Annotated in this window: 13 protein-coding genes; 9 read left to right on the forward strand and 4 right to left on the reverse strand. The window is 59.7% G+C overall.

What is annotated here, in order from left to right:
* Window positions 1-23: 23 nt before the first annotated feature.
* Both RS694_RS08590 and RS694_RS08595 read left to right on the forward strand, forming a co-directional pair.
* Window positions 24-1,025: a DctP family TRAP transporter solute-binding subunit gene (locus RS694_RS08590; RefSeq protein WP_076069517.1), complete on the forward strand. Its 1,002-nt coding sequence runs from the start codon at window positions 24-26 to the stop codon at window positions 1,023-1,025.
* 151 nt (window positions 1,026-1,176) lie between these two features.
* Window positions 1,177-2,526, forward strand: a complete 1,350-nt coding sequence (locus tag RS694_RS08595) for a dicarboxylate/amino acid:cation symporter (RefSeq protein ID WP_029708813.1) — start codon at window positions 1,177-1,179, stop codon at window positions 2,524-2,526.
* A 179-nt stretch (window positions 2,527-2,705) separates the two neighbouring features.
* Here RS694_RS08595 and ppsR read toward each other — a convergent pair whose 3' ends face one another.
* Window positions 2,706-3,527, reverse strand: a complete 822-nt coding sequence (gene ppsR, locus RS694_RS08600; protein WP_029708814.1) for a posphoenolpyruvate synthetase regulatory kinase/phosphorylase PpsR — start codon at window positions 3,525-3,527, stop codon at window positions 2,706-2,708.
* Between the two features lie 218 nt (window positions 3,528-3,745).
* Here ppsR and ppsA point away from each other — a divergent pair, with 218 nt between their 5' ends.
* The 7 genes from ppsA (at window position 3,746) to dnaB (ending at window position 11,649) form a co-directional block, all read left to right on the forward strand.
* Entirely contained in the window at window positions 3,746-6,151 is a 2,406-nt protein-coding gene (gene ppsA, locus RS694_RS08605) for a phosphoenolpyruvate synthase (RefSeq protein ID WP_029708815.1), read from the forward strand.
* On the forward strand, window positions 6,148-8,442 hold the full coding sequence (locus RS694_RS08610) for a VC_2705 family sodium/solute symporter (protein ID WP_076069520.1): 2,295 nt from the start codon (window positions 6,148-6,150) through the stop codon (window positions 8,440-8,442). The genes ppsA and RS694_RS08610 overlap by 4 nt, the downstream gene beginning before the upstream one ends.
* A 143-nt stretch (window positions 8,443-8,585) precedes the next feature.
* Window positions 8,586-8,951 carry a 30S ribosomal protein S6 gene (rpsF, locus tag RS694_RS08615; protein ID WP_029708817.1) on the forward strand — a complete coding sequence of 122 codons (366 nt, stop codon included), beginning with the start codon at window positions 8,586-8,588 and terminating at the stop codon, window positions 8,949-8,951.
* Between the two features lie 23 nt (window positions 8,952-8,974).
* A complete protein-coding gene (gene priB, locus RS694_RS08620) occupies window positions 8,975-9,268 on the forward strand; it encodes a primosomal replication protein N (RefSeq protein WP_029708818.1) in 294 nt (97 codons plus the stop codon).
* A gap of 17 nt (window positions 9,269-9,285) precedes the next feature.
* Entirely contained in the window at window positions 9,286-9,567 is a 282-nt protein-coding gene (gene rpsR / locus RS694_RS08625; RefSeq protein ID WP_029708819.1) for a 30S ribosomal protein S18, read from the forward strand.
* A gap of 12 nt (window positions 9,568-9,579) precedes the next feature.
* On the forward strand, window positions 9,580-10,032 hold the full coding sequence (gene rplI, locus RS694_RS08630) for a 50S ribosomal protein L9 (RefSeq protein ID WP_029708820.1): 453 nt from the start codon (window positions 9,580-9,582) through the stop codon (window positions 10,030-10,032).
* 195 nt (window positions 10,033-10,227) lie between these two features.
* Window positions 10,228-11,649 carry a replicative DNA helicase gene (gene dnaB / locus RS694_RS08635; protein ID WP_029708821.1) on the forward strand — a complete coding sequence of 474 codons (1,422 nt, stop codon included), beginning with the start codon at window positions 10,228-10,230 and terminating at the stop codon, window positions 11,647-11,649.
* 98 nt (window positions 11,650-11,747) lie between these two features.
* Here the strand turns inward: dnaB and RS694_RS08640 are convergent, their stop codons facing one another.
* The 3 genes from RS694_RS08640 to RS694_RS08650 form a co-directional block, all read right to left on the reverse strand.
* A complete protein-coding gene (locus RS694_RS08640; RefSeq protein WP_029708822.1) occupies window positions 11,748-13,412 on the reverse strand; it encodes a PhoH family protein in 1,665 nt (554 codons plus the stop codon).
* Window positions 13,413-13,589: 177 nt separating this feature from the next.
* Complete coding sequence (locus RS694_RS08645; RefSeq protein WP_029708823.1) at window positions 13,590-14,066, reverse strand: peroxiredoxin; 477 nt, start codon at window positions 14,064-14,066, stop codon at window positions 13,590-13,592.
* 341 nt (window positions 14,067-14,407) lie between these two features.
* Window positions 14,408-14,773, reverse strand: coding sequence for an Mth938-like domain-containing protein (locus tag RS694_RS08650; protein WP_029708824.1), 366 nt, complete (start codon window positions 14,771-14,773; stop codon window positions 14,408-14,410).
* Window positions 14,774-15,053 lie beyond the last annotated feature (280 nt).

The following is a 15,053-nucleotide window of genomic DNA, read 5'->3' on the forward strand; positions in this document are numbered from 1 at the left end:
GGCAGGCGATTAGCATAGCGGACATGTCTCGCGCTTTCCGCCTTCTTTTTGCCTGCTGGCTGTACGCGGCGCTGTCGCCCTTGCATGCGGCGACCGCTGCGCCGGTAGTAGTGCGTTTCTCGCATGTGGTGGCCAACGACACGCCCAAAGGGCGCATGGTGTTGCAGTTTCAGGCCTTGGTGGCTGCGCGTTCGCAGGGGCGTATCCAGGTCAACATTTACCCCGATTCCCGCCTGTATGGCGATGACGACGAGATGGAGGCGCTGCGCCTTGGCGCCGTGGAAATGCTGGCGCCTTCGCTGTCCAAATTCGGCAATGTGGGCCTGCCGGAATTTGAAGTGTTTGATTTGCCTTTCCTGTTCAGCGACCTCGCGCAGGTGCACCGGCTGACCCAGGGCGCGGTAGGGCAGCAACTGCTGGCCGCATTGGGGCGCCAGCAGTTGCAGGGCTTGGGGTTCATGGACAACGGGTTCAAACAAATGAGTGCGCGCAAGCCGCTGCGCACGCCTGCCGATTACCAGGGGTTGCGGCTGCGCGTGCAGGCCTCGTCCGTGTTGCTGGCGCAAATGCAGGCGTTGGGCGCGCAAGGTGTTGCCTTGCCTTTTGGCGAGTCGCGGCGGGCCTTGTCCAGCCGGGTGGTGGACGGCACGGAGAACCCGCTGTCCAATTTCCTCACGCAGGGACTGGCCGACGTGCAGTCCGATGTGACGCTGACGCGGCATGGCTACCTGGGTTATGTGGTGCTGACCAATCCGCGCTTTTGGGCCAGCCTGGCTGCGGCAGACCGCCGCCTGCTGCAAACGGCGTTGGCAGATGCGCTGGCCTTTGGCAACGCGTTGTCGGCCACGCTGGACCAACAGGCGCTGACGCAATTGCGCAGCATGCCAGGTGTGCGGATTCACGCTTTGAGTGAAGCCGAACGCGAGCGTTTGCGCACTGCTGCCCAACCGGCCTATACCTACTTTGAACGCAGTGTGGACAAAGCTTTTTGGGCGCAAATTCGCAAGGATTTGGCGGCAAATTAAGGGTTAACCCGACTGTTGAACGCCACAGTTGGCGGCACGGGCACGGTTCCGTATCGTTGCGCTCTGTCCGGTAGCCCGGATCACCGCATGGTCGTTGGCCTCACAGCCCCCAGCCATTTTCCGTTCAACCTTTTCTCGCAAGGCCCCTGCCATGTCTTTGACCACTGCGCGCAAGCCGCTCTACAAATCTCTTTACGCACAGGTCCTGTTCGCCGTCACCGTCGGCGTACTGCTGGGCCATTTTTATCCGCAAGTGGGGGCTGACATGAAGCCCTTGGGCGATGGCTTTATCAAGCTCATCAAGATGATCATCGCCCCGATCATCTTCTGTACCGTGGTGGTCGGCATTGCCGGCATGGAGGACATGAAGAAGGTGGGCAAGACTGGCGGGCTGGCGCTGCTGTACTTTGAAATTGTTTCCACCCTGGCCCTGGTCGTGGGTCTGATCGTGGTGAACGTGCTGCAGCCTGGCGTGGGCATGCATGTGGATGCGGCATCGCTGGACACCAAGGGCATTGCGGCCTACACGGCACCCGGCAAGATGCAGGGCACCGTGGACTTCCTGTTGAATGTGATCCCCGTCTCTGTGGTCGATGCATTTGCCAAGGGAGAAATTCTGCAGGTGCTGCTGTTCTCCATGTTGTTCGGCTTTGCGCTGCACCGCTTCGGCGGCCGCGGCACCATGGTGTTTGACTTCATCGAGAAGACATCCCACGTGTTGTTTGACATCGTGGGCATCATCATGAAGGTTGCTCCCATCGGCGCTTTCGGTGCCATGGCGTTCACGATTGGCAAGTACGGCGTGGATTCGTTGTTCTCCCTGGGCAAACTCATGGGGGCGTTCTATATCACCTGCCTGTTCTTTGTGTTTGGTGTGCTGGGTGTGATTGCCAAGCTGCACGGCTTCAGCATCTTCAAGTTTGTGCGCTACATCAAGGAAGAACTGCTCATCGTGCTGGGCACCTCATCCAGCGAGTCCGTGCTGCCGCGCATGATGGAAAAAATGGAAAACCTGGGTGCCCGCAAGTCGGTTGTGGGCCTGGTGATTCCTACCGGTTACTCGTTCAACCTGGACGGCACGTCCATCTACCTGACCATGGCAGCGGTGTTCATTGCCCAAGCGACCGATACGCCGTTGGGTATCGTGGAACAGATCACATTGCTGGCCGTGTTGTTGTTGACCTCCAAAGGCGCGGCCGGCATTACGGGCAGTGGTTTTATCGTGCTGGCTGCCACCTTGTCTGCCGTGGGCCACGTCCCGGTGGCAGGTCTCGCCTTGATTCTTGGGATTGACCGGTTCATGTCGGAGGCACGTGCACTGACCAATCTTGTGGGCAATGGGGTCGCCACGCTGGTGGTGGCCAAATGGACGGGTGACCTGGACATGAAGCGCTTGCAGGCCGGGCTGAACCACCCCACCGCGCAAGAATCCCAGGAGCCAGAAGTGATTCTGGACCAGCAGGTGGCACACATGGCCGTTGCATCGGGCAAACGTGCCTGAGTATTCAGGGCGTTTACGGCAAGGGCACCTTCGGGTGCCCTTTTTGTTGGGCGGGTGACCTCATCTTGAGGGGCTGACCCACTTTGGCGGGTATAGGCAATGTCGCTCTAAATTTATGTGAAAAGTGCCTCTAGCCCTTATGTAATATGCGCAAGCAGCTATTGAAGATATAGCAAACTCTAATACGTCAGCCGCTCCGGGTGGATTTCCTGCAGGATGGTGGTGGCGATTTCTTCGATGGACTTGGTCGTGGTGGACAGCCAGCGTATGCCGGTGCGGCGCATCATGGCCTCCGCCTCGGCCACTTCCATGCGGCAGTTCTCCAGCGAGGCGTATTTGGAGTTGGGGCGCCGTTCGTTGCGGATTTCGGAGAGGCGCTCGGGCTGGATGGTCAGGCCGAAAATCTTCGCCTTGTGGGCCACCAGTGCCGGTGGCAGTTGGCGCCGGTCAAAGTCTTCCGGGATCAGCGGGTAGTTGGACGCCTTCAGGCCGTATTGCATAGCCAGGTACAGCGAGGTGGGCGTCTTGCCGCTGCGGCTCACGCCGACAAGAATCACGTCGCTTTGCTCCAGGTCGCGGTTGCTCTGGCCGTCGTCGTGCGCCAGCGAGAAGTTGATGGCCTCAATGCGGTCGTGGTATTCCTTGCTTTTGCTGGCATCGCTGAAACGGCCGATGCGGTGGTTGGACTTGATCTGCAGCTCGTTTTCCAGCGGGTTCACAAACATGCCAAACATGTCCAGCAGCATGCCCTGGCAGCCTTCCTGGATCACTTTGAGCACCTCCATGTTCACCAGTGTGGTGAAAACAATGGGTTTGTTGCCGTCTGCCACCCCGGTGTGGTTGATCTGGCGCACTGCCTGGTAGGCCTTGTCGGCCGTGTCCACAAAGGGCAGGCGCACGTGGCGGGCCTTCATCTCAAACTGGGCCAGGATGGCGTTGCCAAAGGTCTCGGCGGTGATGCCGGTGCCGTCTGAAATGAAAAATACGGTGCGTTGGTGCATGGGGTGGGGTCCAGGGTGTCAGTGATCTGCAAGCGCGCCCGGGTTTTCCGCCGCCTCAACGGCCGCCCTCGCCACCTACAATCACCGCAATTTAGCGCATTTGGCAACCGGCGCGTTTTCCAGAACACCAACAACAGAAAACGGGCGGGTCCTGCGCGGCTGCGGGCGGGTCCAGGACCTGCGGGCCATGAAACGGTTTTAACTTCTGGAGCATTCCTATGTCTAATCTTTTCAACCCCACCGACCTGGTCGTCCCCTTCGAGCTGCTGCGCATGGCCGATGTGGAATCCGTGGGGGGCAAAAACGCCAGCCTGGGGGAGATGATTTCCCAGCTACCGCAGGGCGTGAAAGTGCCTACCGGGTTTGCCACCACGGCGCATGCTTTCCGCCAGTTTCTGGCGCACGCTGGCCTGGCCGAAAAGATCAGCGCCAAGCTGAAAACCTTGGACACGGAAGATGTACGCGCGCTGGCCCAGGTCGGTGCCGAGATTCGCGCCATGGTGGAGGCCCAGCCTTTTCCCGCCGATCTGGAAAAAGCCATCCGTGCAGCTTTCGTCACCTTGTCCGGTGGCCAAGCCCAAGCCAGTTTTGCCGTGCGCTCGTCTGCCACGGCCGAAGACTTGCCTGATGCGTCCTTTGCCGGCCAGCAGGAAACCTTCCTCAATGTGGTCGGCATCGAGGACGTGCTGCACAAGATGAAAGAGGTATTTGCCTCGCTCTACAACGACCGCGCCATCAGCTACCGCGTGCACAAGGGCTTTGCCCACGACGTGGTAGCCCTCTCTGCCGGTGTGCAGCGCATGGTGCGCTCCGACTTGGGCGCGGCTGGCGTGATGTTCACGATCGACACCGAATCGGGTTTTGACCAGGTGGTGTTCATCACCTCCAGCTACGGCCTGGGTGAGACGGTGGTGCAGGGTGCTGTGAACCCCGACGAGTTCTATGTGCACAAGCCCATTCTGCGCGCTGGCAAGAAAGCCGTGATTCGCCGCAACCTGGGCTCCAAGCTCTTGCAGATGGTGTTCACGACACCCGAAGAAAAAGTTGCAGAAGGTCCGATGAAGGGCAAGCTGGTCAAAACCACCGACGTGCCCACCGAGCTGCGCAACCGTTACTCGCTGACCGATGCCGACGTGGAGCAACTGGCCCGCTACGCGCTGGTGATCGAAGAGCACTATGGCCGCCCCATGGACATCGAGTGGGGCAAGGACGGCATCGACGGCGAGCTCTACATCCTGCAGGCGCGCCCCGAGACGGTGAAGAGCCAGGCTGGCGACAAGGTCGAGCTGCGCTACAAACTCAAAGGCAAGGGCGCGGTGCTGGTCGAAGGCCGTGCCATTGGGCAGAAGATCGGCACCGGCCCGGTGCGCATCGTGCACAACATCAGCGAGATGGACCAGGTGCAAGCCGGTGACATTCTGGTGACCGACATGACCGACCCGAACTGGGAGCCGGTCATGAAACGCGCCAGCGCCATCGTCACCAACCGCGGTGGCCGCACCTGCCACGCTGCCATCATTGCGCGCGAATTGGGCATTCCGGCTGTGGTGGGCTGTGGCAATGCCACCGATACGCTCAAGGACGGCATGCTGGTGACCGTGAGCTGCGCTGAGGGTGACACCGGTTTCATCTACGACGGCCTGCTGGAAACGGAAGTGTCCGAAGTACAGCGCGGCGCGATGCCCGAGATTCCCGTCAAGATCATGATGAACGTGGGCAACCCTCAGCTCGCGTTTGACTTCTGCCAGTTGCCCAACCAGGGCGTGGGCTTGGCCCGGCTGGAGTTCATCATCAACAACAACATTGGTGTGCACCCCAAGGCCATCCTCGACTACCCGAATGTGGACGCGGACCTGAAAAAGGCCGTGGAATCCGTGGCACGCGGACACGCTTCGCCACGCGCGTTTTATGTGGACCGCGTCGCCGAAGGGGTGGCCACCATTGCTGCGGCCTTCTGGCCCAAGCCGGTGATCGTGCGCCTGTCGGACTTCAAGAGCAACGAATACCGCAAGCTGATTGGCGGCAGCCGTTACGAGCCCGAAGAAGAAAACCCGATGCTGGGCTTCCGCGGCGCCGTGCGTTACACCAGCACCGAGTTTGGTGAAGCCTTTGCCATGGAGTGCGAGGCCCTCAAGCGCGTGCGCAACGACATGGGCCTGACCAATGTGCAGGTCATGGTGCCCTTTGTGCGCACGCTGGGCCAGGCCAAGAAGGTCACCGAACTGCTGGCACGCCACGGACTGCAACGCGGTCAGGATGACCTCAAGCTGGTGATGATGTGCGAGATTCCCAGCAACGCCATCCTGGCCGACCAGTTCCTCGAATACTTCGACGGCTTCTCCATCGGCTCCAACGACCTGACCCAGCTCACGCTGGGCCTGGACCGCGATTCCGGGCTGGAGCTGCTGGCAGCCGACTTTGATGAGCGTGACCCGGCCGTCAAGGCGCTGATTAGCCTGGCGATTGCCGCATGCAAACGCCAGGGCAAGTACATCGGCATTTGCGGCCAGGGCCCCAGCGATCACCCGGATTTTGCGGTGTGGCTGGAGCGTGAGGGCATTTCCTCGATTTCCCTGAACCCGGACTCGGTGATCGCGACCTGGCAGCAACTCGCGACGAAATGACGCAGCCGCAGACCAAGCGCCGCTGGCAACTGCACGCAGGCTTGTTGGCGCTGTGGTTTGCCGCGTCGTTCGGGGTGGTGTTCTTTGCCCGCGACCTGCAGACGGTGGTCGCGTCCTGGCCTGTGAGCTTCTGGTTTGCAGCCCAGGGCTCGGTGCTGGTTTTTATTGCCATTGTGGTGGTGTTCGCGTGGCGCGCCAACCGAAGGGAAGGGGACGCTCCGGACTTTGACCAACATGCGTATGGCCAATACAAACGCCGGATCAACCGCCGTTTTGTTTTCTATGTCGGTGGGCTGCTTGCGCTGTTGCTGGCGCTGGCGGTTGCCGAGCATTTTGGCCTGCCCAAAGCCTGGGTGGCCGGACTGTTCCTGTCGGTCACTTTGATTCTGTACGCGGTGATAGGCGTGTACGGACGCACTGCCGATGCGGCGGAGTATTACGTGGCCGGGCGGCGCGTTCCGGCCATGTACAACGGCATGGCCACAGCCGCAGACTGGATGAGTGCGGCGTCTTTCATCAGCCTGGCTGGTGGCTTGTACCTGCAGGGGTTTTCGGGCTCCAGCAACCAGCCCGGCGGTTTGGCCTACGTTCTGGGCTGGACTGGGGGGTTTTGCCTGGTGGCCTTGCTGGTGGCGCCTTATCTGCGGCGCATGAAGCTGTACACCGTGCCCGACTATTTTGCCGTGCGTTTCGGTGGGCGCTGGCCGCGCATGATTGCGGCGTTGGCAGCAGTATTGTGTTCATTCACCTACGTGGTGGCGCAGATTTACGGTGTGGGGCTGATTACGTCGCGCCTGACGGGGGTGCATTTCGAGATCGGCATTTTGCTGGGCCTCGGTGGTGTGCTGGTGTGTTCGTTCCTGGGTGGCATGCGTGCAGTGACCTGGACGCAGGTGACCCAGTACGTGGTCATCATCCTGGCGTTCCTGATTCCTGTGTCCTGGCTGGCCTACAAGCAGATCGGCAACCCGCTGGCGCCCCTGGTCTATGGACAGCAACTGGAAAAAATCGCCACCATGGAGAAGCAGTTGATGGACTCGCCGGCAGAGCAGCAGGTGATCGCTGAGTATGCCCGCCGTGCCGAGTCGTATGCGAAGAAACTGGAAAACGTGGAGAAGTCCTTGTATGCCGAGCGACAGGCATTGCGTGACCAATTGCGTGCCTTGGCGGAAGCCCGCATAGATGATGGACGCGTCACGCTTTTGCGGCGCGAACTGGCGGCATTGCCCAAGGATGCTGACACGGCACGTGAGGTCTGGAGCCGGGCGCGGGCCGACAACCTGGAGCGAGCCTGGCCGCTGGGCGGGATGCCGCCCCATGCGACTCCTTTTGCCGGTGATCCGGCAGGCACGGATGAAGAACAGCAGATCTTTGACAATTCGCGCCTGAACTTCTTGGCCCTGATGTTTTGCTTGATGGTCGGAACGGCAGGTTTGCCGCATTTGCTGACGCGTTACTACACCACGCCCACCGTGTCCGAGTCCCGCCGCTCCGTGGCCTGGTCTTTGTTTTTCATTGCCCTGTTGTATTTATCAGCGCCCGCGCTGGCGGTGATGGTCAAGTACGAAGTCATGACGCACCTGGTCGGCCAGCCTTTTGACAGTCTGCCCGCCTGGGTCGCCCAGTGGGCGCGGGACCCGGCACTGCTGGCGGTGTCGGATGTGAATGGTGACCATATCCTGCAGTTTGCCGAGCTCAAGATCGGCGCCGATCTGGTGATGTTGGCCACGCCTGAAATTGGGGGCTTGCCCTATGTGGTGTCGGTGCTGGTGGCTGCGGGTGGTCTGGCGGCAGCGCTGTCCACGGCCGACGGCCTGCTGCTGACCATTGGCAATGCACTGGCCCACGACGTTTACTTTGACGGGGACGACGGCAACAAGGCCCGGGCGATGCGGCGCGTCATGTGGTCCAAATTTGCCTTGCTGGTGGTGGCCTTGATTGCGGCGTATGTGGCGGCGCAGCGGCCGATTGGCATCCTGTACTTGGTTTCTGCGTCCTTTTCGCTGGCCGGCGCGGCTTTTGTGCCTGCCATGGTGCTGGGGATTTTCTGGAAAGGCTGCACGCGGGCTGGCGCTGTGGGTGGCATGTTGGCGGGCTTGAGCATCACGATGTACTACATGGCGTTCAACCTACCGGCGGTCCGCAGTGCGTTCAACCTGAGCGGGGACGGGCTGTGGTTTGGTATCCAGCCCATATCCGCCGGGGTTTTCGGGGTGGCTGCGGGGCTGTGTGTCACCGTCGTGTTGAGTCTGCTGACCCCGGTTTCCGAACCGGCAGCGCCCGCTGCCTAGGCGCCGGGTTGAGGTTCCTGGCGAGCTGGGCTATAATCGCGGGCTTCGCCTTGCTGCACCTCAATTAGACGCTGAGGGCAGCTTTATTTTCACCGGCACGAAAGTGCTGGGCCCAGATACTGGGAAATCCACAAGGAGTATCAATGCGTCATTATGAAATCATCCTCATGATCCACCCGGATCAGAGCGAACAAGTTCCTGCGATGCTGGAACGTTACAAGGGCATGATCACCGCTGGCGGTGGCAAGGTCCACCGTGTTGAAGACTGGGGCCGTCGTCAGATGGTTTACATGATCAACAAGCTGGCCAAGGCCCACTACCTGTGCGTCAACATCGAAGCCGACCAGGCCGTGATGTCCGAACTGGAACACGCTTTCAAGTTCAACGACGCCGTGTTGCGCCACCTCACCGTGCTGAAGAAAAAAGCCGAAACAGGTCCTTCGTCCATGATGAAGACTGTGGAACGCGAAGACGCACGCAAGGCCCAACAGGCCGAGTACCAAGCGTAATCAACGCATTTGCCTGAAAAGGAGTGCAAGCCAACTCACTGGTTTTAAGTGCCTGTATCGCAGCGGTGGAATCCATGCGTTACACGCCAGCCGGTTTACCCGCTCTGAACCTGCAGCTCGAACACGAGTCGCAGGTGACAGAAGCAGGGGGCCAGCGAACCGTGAAGGTGGTAGTGAAAGCAGTGGCTTTCGGCACATTGGCAGAGCGGCTTGCAAAGCAGGCCCTCGGCAGTGTCTGGAAGTTCAACGGTTTTCTCGCCAATGCACGCCACGGCAAATCCGTCGTTTTCCATATTCAAGATTTCTTGCAAGATTAATTTTTTAGGAGTCCATCATGCCCGGACCAAAACGTTTCAACAAAGACAAGCGCCCCAAGCGCAACACACAATCACTGCTGTTCAAGCGCAAGCGCTTTTGCCGCTTCACCGTAACCGGTGTGGAAGAGATTGACTACAAAGACATCGACACGCTGCGTGACTTCATTGCTGAAAACGGCAAGATCATCCCCGCACGCCTGACCGGTACCCGCGCTATTTTCCAGCGCCAACTGAATACCGCTATCAAGCGCGCTCGCTTCCTGGCGATGCTGCCTTACAGCGACCAGCACAAGATCTAAGGAGCTCCGACCATGCAAATTATTCTGCTCGACAAGGTCGTGAACCTCGGCAACCTGGGCGAAATCGTCAAGGTCAAAGATGGCTACGCACGCAACTTCCTGATCCCTTCCGGCCGTGCACGCCGCGCTACCGAATCTGCCAAGGCAGAGTTCGAAGCCAAGCGCGCCGAACTGGAAAAGGCTGCTGCCGCCAAGCTGGCTGAATGCCAGGCTCTGGGTGCCAAGCTCGGTGGCACGACCATCAAGCTGACCCAAAAGGCCGGTGTGGATGGCCGTCTGTTTGGTTCCGTGACCAACTACGACATCGCTGAAGAGCTGGTCAAGGGCGGCTACAAGGTTGCCAAGTCCCAGATCCGTATGCCCAATGGTCCTATCAAGCTCGTGAGCGATAGCACCGTGAGCGTGGCTCTGCACACCGACGTGGTGGTGGACATCACCGTTTCCGTGTACGGCGAAACCGCTTAACAGCATTTGACGGCGTACCCCGGCAACGGGGAGCCTTCTACCCAAAAGCCGCCGGGGCAGGTCCCTTGCGGCTTTTGTGCTTTGGGTGCGTAGTTATCCCGCTATTTACACAGTTTGTCCACAACTTGCTCCCAGCCTTTCCATCGACGCGACCCCATCCGCGTCGTAGTATGAAAGGCTTGAAGGAACCCCCCCATGTCCGCCGTTTTGTCTACCAGTGACGCATTTAATTCTGATCGTCAGATCGCCCAACTGCGTGTGCCACCGCACTCCATCGAAGGTGAGTCCAGCGTGCTGGGCGGCCTGTTGCTGGACAACGGTGCCTGGGATCGCGTGGGCGATATCCTGGCCGATGGCGACTTTTACCGCTACGAACACAAGCTGATCTACGCGGCCATTGGTGTGCTGGTTAATGCCAACAAGCCAGCCGACGTAATTACTGTCTATGAACACCTGCAAAGCCAAGGCAAGGCTGAGGAAATCGGTGGACTGGTCTATCTGAACTCGCTGGCGCAGTACGTGCCCAGTGCAAGCAATATCCGCCGCTATGCCGAGATCGTGCGCGACCGCTCCATCTTGCGCAAGTTGGTCAGTGCCAGCGACGAGATTGCGACCAATGCTTTCAATACCCAAGGGCGGCCGGTCGCGGACATCGTGGACGAAGCGGAGCAGAAGATATTCAATATCGGGGAAGATGGCGCACGCAACAAACAGGGCTTCCAGGGCATGGATTCGCTGGTCGTTGAACTGCTGGACCGTGTTCAGGAGATGGCAGACAACCCCAGCGACGTTACCGGTGTGCCCACTGGGTTTTACGATTTGGACCACAAGCTGTCGGGCATGCAGGCTGGTGATCTGATCATTCTGGCGGCACGCCCTTCGATGGGCAAGACCGCGCTGGCCATCAACATTGCCGAGCATGTGGCCTTGAACGAAGGCCTGCCTGTGGCTGTGTTCTCTATGGAAATGGGCGCCGCTCAGTTGGCGGTGCGTATCGTGGGTTCGATCGGTCGTATCGACCAGGGCCATTTGCGCACGGGCAAACTCACCGATGAGGAGTGGCCACGTCTGTCCGAAGCGATTGAAAAACTGCGCACTATTTCCCTGCACATCGATGAAACCGCTGGCTTGACGGTCAGCGAGCTGCGTGCCAACGCACGCCGCCTGGCGCGCCAATGCGGAAAGCTCGGTTTGATCGTTGTGGACTACCTGCAATTGATGAGCGTCTCCAGCAGCATGAGCGACGAAAACCGCGCGACTGCCGTTGGCGAGATTTCGCGCGGTCTCAAGATGCTGGCGAAGGAGCTGCAATGCCCGGTGATCGCACTGTCGCAGCTTAGCCGAGGTGTGGAGCAGCGCCCTGACAAGCGCCCCATGATGAGTGACTTGCGCGAATCCGGCGCGATCGAGCAGGATGCAGATGTCATCATGTTCATTTATCGCGACGACTATTACAACAAGATGGACGGCCCGAATCCCAGCAAGGAGCCTGGCGTGGCCGAGGTGATCATCGCCAAGCAGCGTAATGGTCCTACGGGAACAACCAAGCTGGCCTTCCTGCGCCAGATCACCAAGTTCGAAAGCCTGGCCAGCGGTGGCGGCGGCGAAGATTATTGACCCGCAAAAGAACAAGGGCTAGAAGCCAAATTGGCCTCTAGCCCCCGTTGATAGTGCGCGAGCAGCTATTGAATCAATAGCAATTTAATCCGTTGGAATCAAAGCACCTCGCTGGCAAAGTCTGCCAAGCGTGAACGCTCGCCGCGTGCCAGCGTGATGTGCCCGCCGTGTGGCCAGCCCTTGAACTTGTCCACGGCGAAGGTCAGGCCCGAGGAGCCTTCGGTCAAGTAGGGTGTATCGATCTGCGCCAGATTGCCCATACAGATGATCTTGGTGCCGGGGCCGGCACGGGTGATCAGGGTCTTCATCTGCTTGGGCGTCAGATTCTGCGCTTCATCGATGATCACGTACTTGTTGAGGAAGGTCCGGCCGCGCATGAAGTTCATGCTCTTGATCTTGATGCGGCTGCGGATCAATTCGTTGGTGGCGGCGCGGCCCCATTCGCCGGCGTTGGTGTCGGTCTTGCCCAGCACTTCCAGGTTGTCGTCCAGTGCGCCCATCCAGGGGCCCATCTTTTCTTCCTCGGTGCCGGGCAGGAAACCGATGTCTTCGCCCACGCTCACAGTCGCGCGGGTGACGATGATTTCGGTGTAGCGGCGGTCGTCCAGCACCTGGGTCAGGCCGGCAGCCAGGGCCATCAGCGTTTTGCCGGTACCGGCGGTGCCGGTCAGCGTGACAAAGTCCACTTCCGGGTCCATCAGCAGGTTCATCGCGAAGTTCTGCTCGCGGTTGCGGGTGGTCACGCCCCACACCGCGTTCTTCAGGTGGGTGAAGTCGCGCAGGGTCTTGAGCACGGCGGTGGTGCCGCGGATTTCGGTCACGCGGGCGTACAGGCTGGGTTCGCCGGGGGACTCAAAAAATACAAACTGGTTGATGTGCATGCTGGGCACCGCGGGGCCATCCACCTTGTAGAAAGTGTGCTGACCTTGCTGCCAGCTTTCTACAGTCTGGCCATGTGTGGCCCAGAAGTCGGTGGGCAGGGCCAGCGCACCGGAGTACAGCAGATCGCCATCTTCCAGCGTCTTGTCGTTCTGGTAGTCGTCGGTGGCCAGGCCCAGAGCACGGGCCTTGACGCGCATATTGATGTCCTTGGACACCAGCACCACTTCGCGTGGTGCGTATTTCTGGCGCAGGGCTTCCACCACGCCCAGGATCTGGTTGTCGGCCTTACCCTGGGGAAGGCTGGTGGGCAGGGTGTAGTTCAGCGGCTGGGTCTGGAACAGCAGCTTGCCGCCCGCGTCGCGGTGGCCGGTGCTGTCGAGCTGGAAGCCCAGCGCGATGTCGGCACCCGGTGTGCCAGCCAACGCGTCCAGCGTACGGCTGGTCTGGCGGGCGTTGCGCGCCACTTCGGTCATGCCTTTCTTATGGCCGTCCAGCTCTTCCAGAACAATCATGGGCAGGTAGATGTCGTGTTCCTCAAAACGGAACAGGCACATCGGGTCGTGCAGCAGGACATTGGTGTCCAGCACAAACAGCTTCGTCGGGCCGGTACGGGCGCGTTTCTTGGAGCGGGTTTCCACGCGCGGGGTGAGGCGGGCAGTAGCGGGTGCTTCGCTGACCAGTACCAGCTCGGGTTTGTGCGTGAGGGCCGCTTTGGCTTGGGGGCGGTCGTTACGGACCGATGTATTGAGAACCGAGGTGGGGTGTTCTACCTGCACGTCCTGTTTGCGTGCGGGGCGTTTGGGAGTGCGTGCCGCCGGGGCATCAAAATCTTTGGAGGACAGAAGGTCTGCGCGTTTGGTCGGGGCGGGAGGCAGGGGCATGGAGTGGGCTCGTGGAATGGGAAACAGGAAAAGTTGGGTTTGCAAAAGCGAAAAAGCCGCCTTGAGCCAAGGCGGCTTTTTGTAGAAACGCGGTTGCAAACTTCAACGGCATGTGGACCATTATGCATGGCCCGGATGACGCGTCCACAAGGGAGTGCGCCAAAACAACATCCCGGGTCAGGCCGCTTTTTTCAGCGCTTTCACGGCTTTGAGGACTTCGTCCACGTGGCCGGGGACCTTCAGGCCGCGCCATTCTTCCTTCAGGATGCCATCGGCACCGATCAGGAAGGTGCTGCGTTCAATGCCCTTGACCTTCTTGCCGTACATGATCTTGTTTTTGACCACACCGAACATGTGGCACATTTTTTCTTCGGTGTCTGCAATCAGTTCGAAGGGGAGTTCCAGTTTGGTCTTGAACTCGTCGTGGGACTTCATGTTGTCGCGGGATACGCCGAACACGTTGGCGCCAGCCTTCACGAAATCCTTGTATTTGTCCCGAAACTGCATGGCTTCGGTGGTGCAACCGGGGGTATTGTCCTTGGGGTAGAAGTACAAGACCATGGTTTTACCAACGTGGGTGGTGTTACTCACCTTGATGCCGCCGGTGGCGTTGGCTTCAAATTCGGGGAGGGGTTTGTTGACAACAATCGCCATAGGGTATTTCAGTCTCGCGTGCAGGTGTCAGTCATAGTGAAGGGTGTGAAACGTGACAGCGTTTCCCACCCTCGACCGCAACCCGTGATTTTACTCTGAATTGGCCCCGTTCTGACCTTAGAGCCTGTTCAATGCCTTTACGGGGCCACGCAAGTACCTTTTCGGGATGGGATGCTAGGCGCAAAACGCAGCCGGGCTAATGCCCGGCAAGGCTTTGCAACGCCGCAGACCGCCCGAAAAGGCACTTGCCCTCCGGGTTGGGACGACGGCAAACGCGGTCGCGTTTGCGTCCCAACGTGACCCCGTAAGGGCATTGAACAGGCTCTTAGGGCCTACCCGGGTTACAACAAAAGGGCAGCAACGACCTTGCGGCCTTCCCCGGCGAGGAAGTTGTAGGTGCGGCAGGCGGCCTGTGTGTCCATGGTTTCCAGCCCGATACGGCGTGCATAGAGGGTTTGCAGCCATTGGGGTTGGGGGAAACGGATACGGTCGCCGCTGCCAAACAAGACCAGTTCTGCGCCCAGTTCTGCCAGCGCGTCAAAGTGGCTGGCCTGCAGGTCCTCAAACGTGCGCACGTTCCAGTCCAGGCGCTGGCCCATGCTGCTGACCACCAGACTGGCGTGGAACTGCTCGCCGTTCACGGCGATCCAGCCTGGCCCATAACCCGTGATGGATGGACCCTGGATAGCGTCTGGCTGGAGTTTCATGGGTGGTAAGGGCCGGATTGGGTTGGGAAATGCATGCTGCACCGCACTAAAAACGTGCGGAAATGTGGTTCAATTATAGGTTTCGCCCTTAGAGCCTGTTCACGATCTGTACGGGGTCACGTTGGGACGCAATCGGGATGAGTTGTCCGCCAAGACCACGCCGCATGGGCTCCTGCCCATGCAAAGGGTTTGGTGGGCAAATCGCCCGATTTCGTCCCAACCCGAAGGGCAAGTGCCTTTTCGGGCGGTCTGCGTTGTTGCAAAGCCTTGCCGGGCACCA

The organism is Rhodoferax saidenbachensis, from assembly GCF_001955715.1.
Taxonomy (GTDB): Bacteria; Pseudomonadota; Gammaproteobacteria; order Burkholderiales; family Burkholderiaceae_C; genus Allorhodoferax; species Allorhodoferax saidenbachensis.

Coding starts and splice junctions, on each gene's coding strand:
- RS694_RS08595 (WP_029708813.1), top strand. CDS start 1,177: ATGTCTTTGACCACTGCGCGCAAGCCGCTCTACAAATCTCTTTACGCA.
- ppsA (WP_029708815.1), top strand. CDS start 3,746: ATGTCTAATCTTTTCAACCCCACCGACCTGGTCGTCCCCTTCGAGCTG.
- ppsR (WP_029708814.1), bottom strand. CDS start 3,527: ATGCACCAACGCACCGTATTTTTCATTTCAGACGGCACCGGCATCACC.
- rpsF (WP_029708817.1), top strand. CDS start 8,586: ATGCGTCATTATGAAATCATCCTCATGATCCACCCGGATCAGAGCGAA.
- RS694_RS08590 (WP_076069517.1), top strand. CDS start 24: ATGTCTCGCGCTTTCCGCCTTCTTTTTGCCTGCTGGCTGTACGCGGCG.
- rplI (WP_029708820.1), top strand. CDS start 9,580: ATGCAAATTATTCTGCTCGACAAGGTCGTGAACCTCGGCAACCTGGGC.
- RS694_RS08650 (WP_029708824.1), bottom strand. CDS start 14,773: ATGAAACTCCAGCCAGACGCTATCCAGGGTCCATCCATCACGGGTTAT.
- rpsR (WP_029708819.1), top strand. CDS start 9,286: ATGCCCGGACCAAAACGTTTCAACAAAGACAAGCGCCCCAAGCGCAAC.
- RS694_RS08610 (WP_076069520.1), top strand. CDS start 6,148: ATGACGCAGCCGCAGACCAAGCGCCGCTGGCAACTGCACGCAGGCTTG.
- dnaB (WP_029708821.1), top strand. CDS start 10,228: ATGTCCGCCGTTTTGTCTACCAGTGACGCATTTAATTCTGATCGTCAG.
- RS694_RS08645 (WP_029708823.1), bottom strand. CDS start 14,066: ATGGCGATTGTTGTCAACAAACCCCTCCCCGAATTTGAAGCCAACGCC.
- RS694_RS08640 (WP_029708822.1), bottom strand. CDS start 13,412: ATGCCCCTGCCTCCCGCCCCGACCAAACGCGCAGACCTTCTGTCCTCC.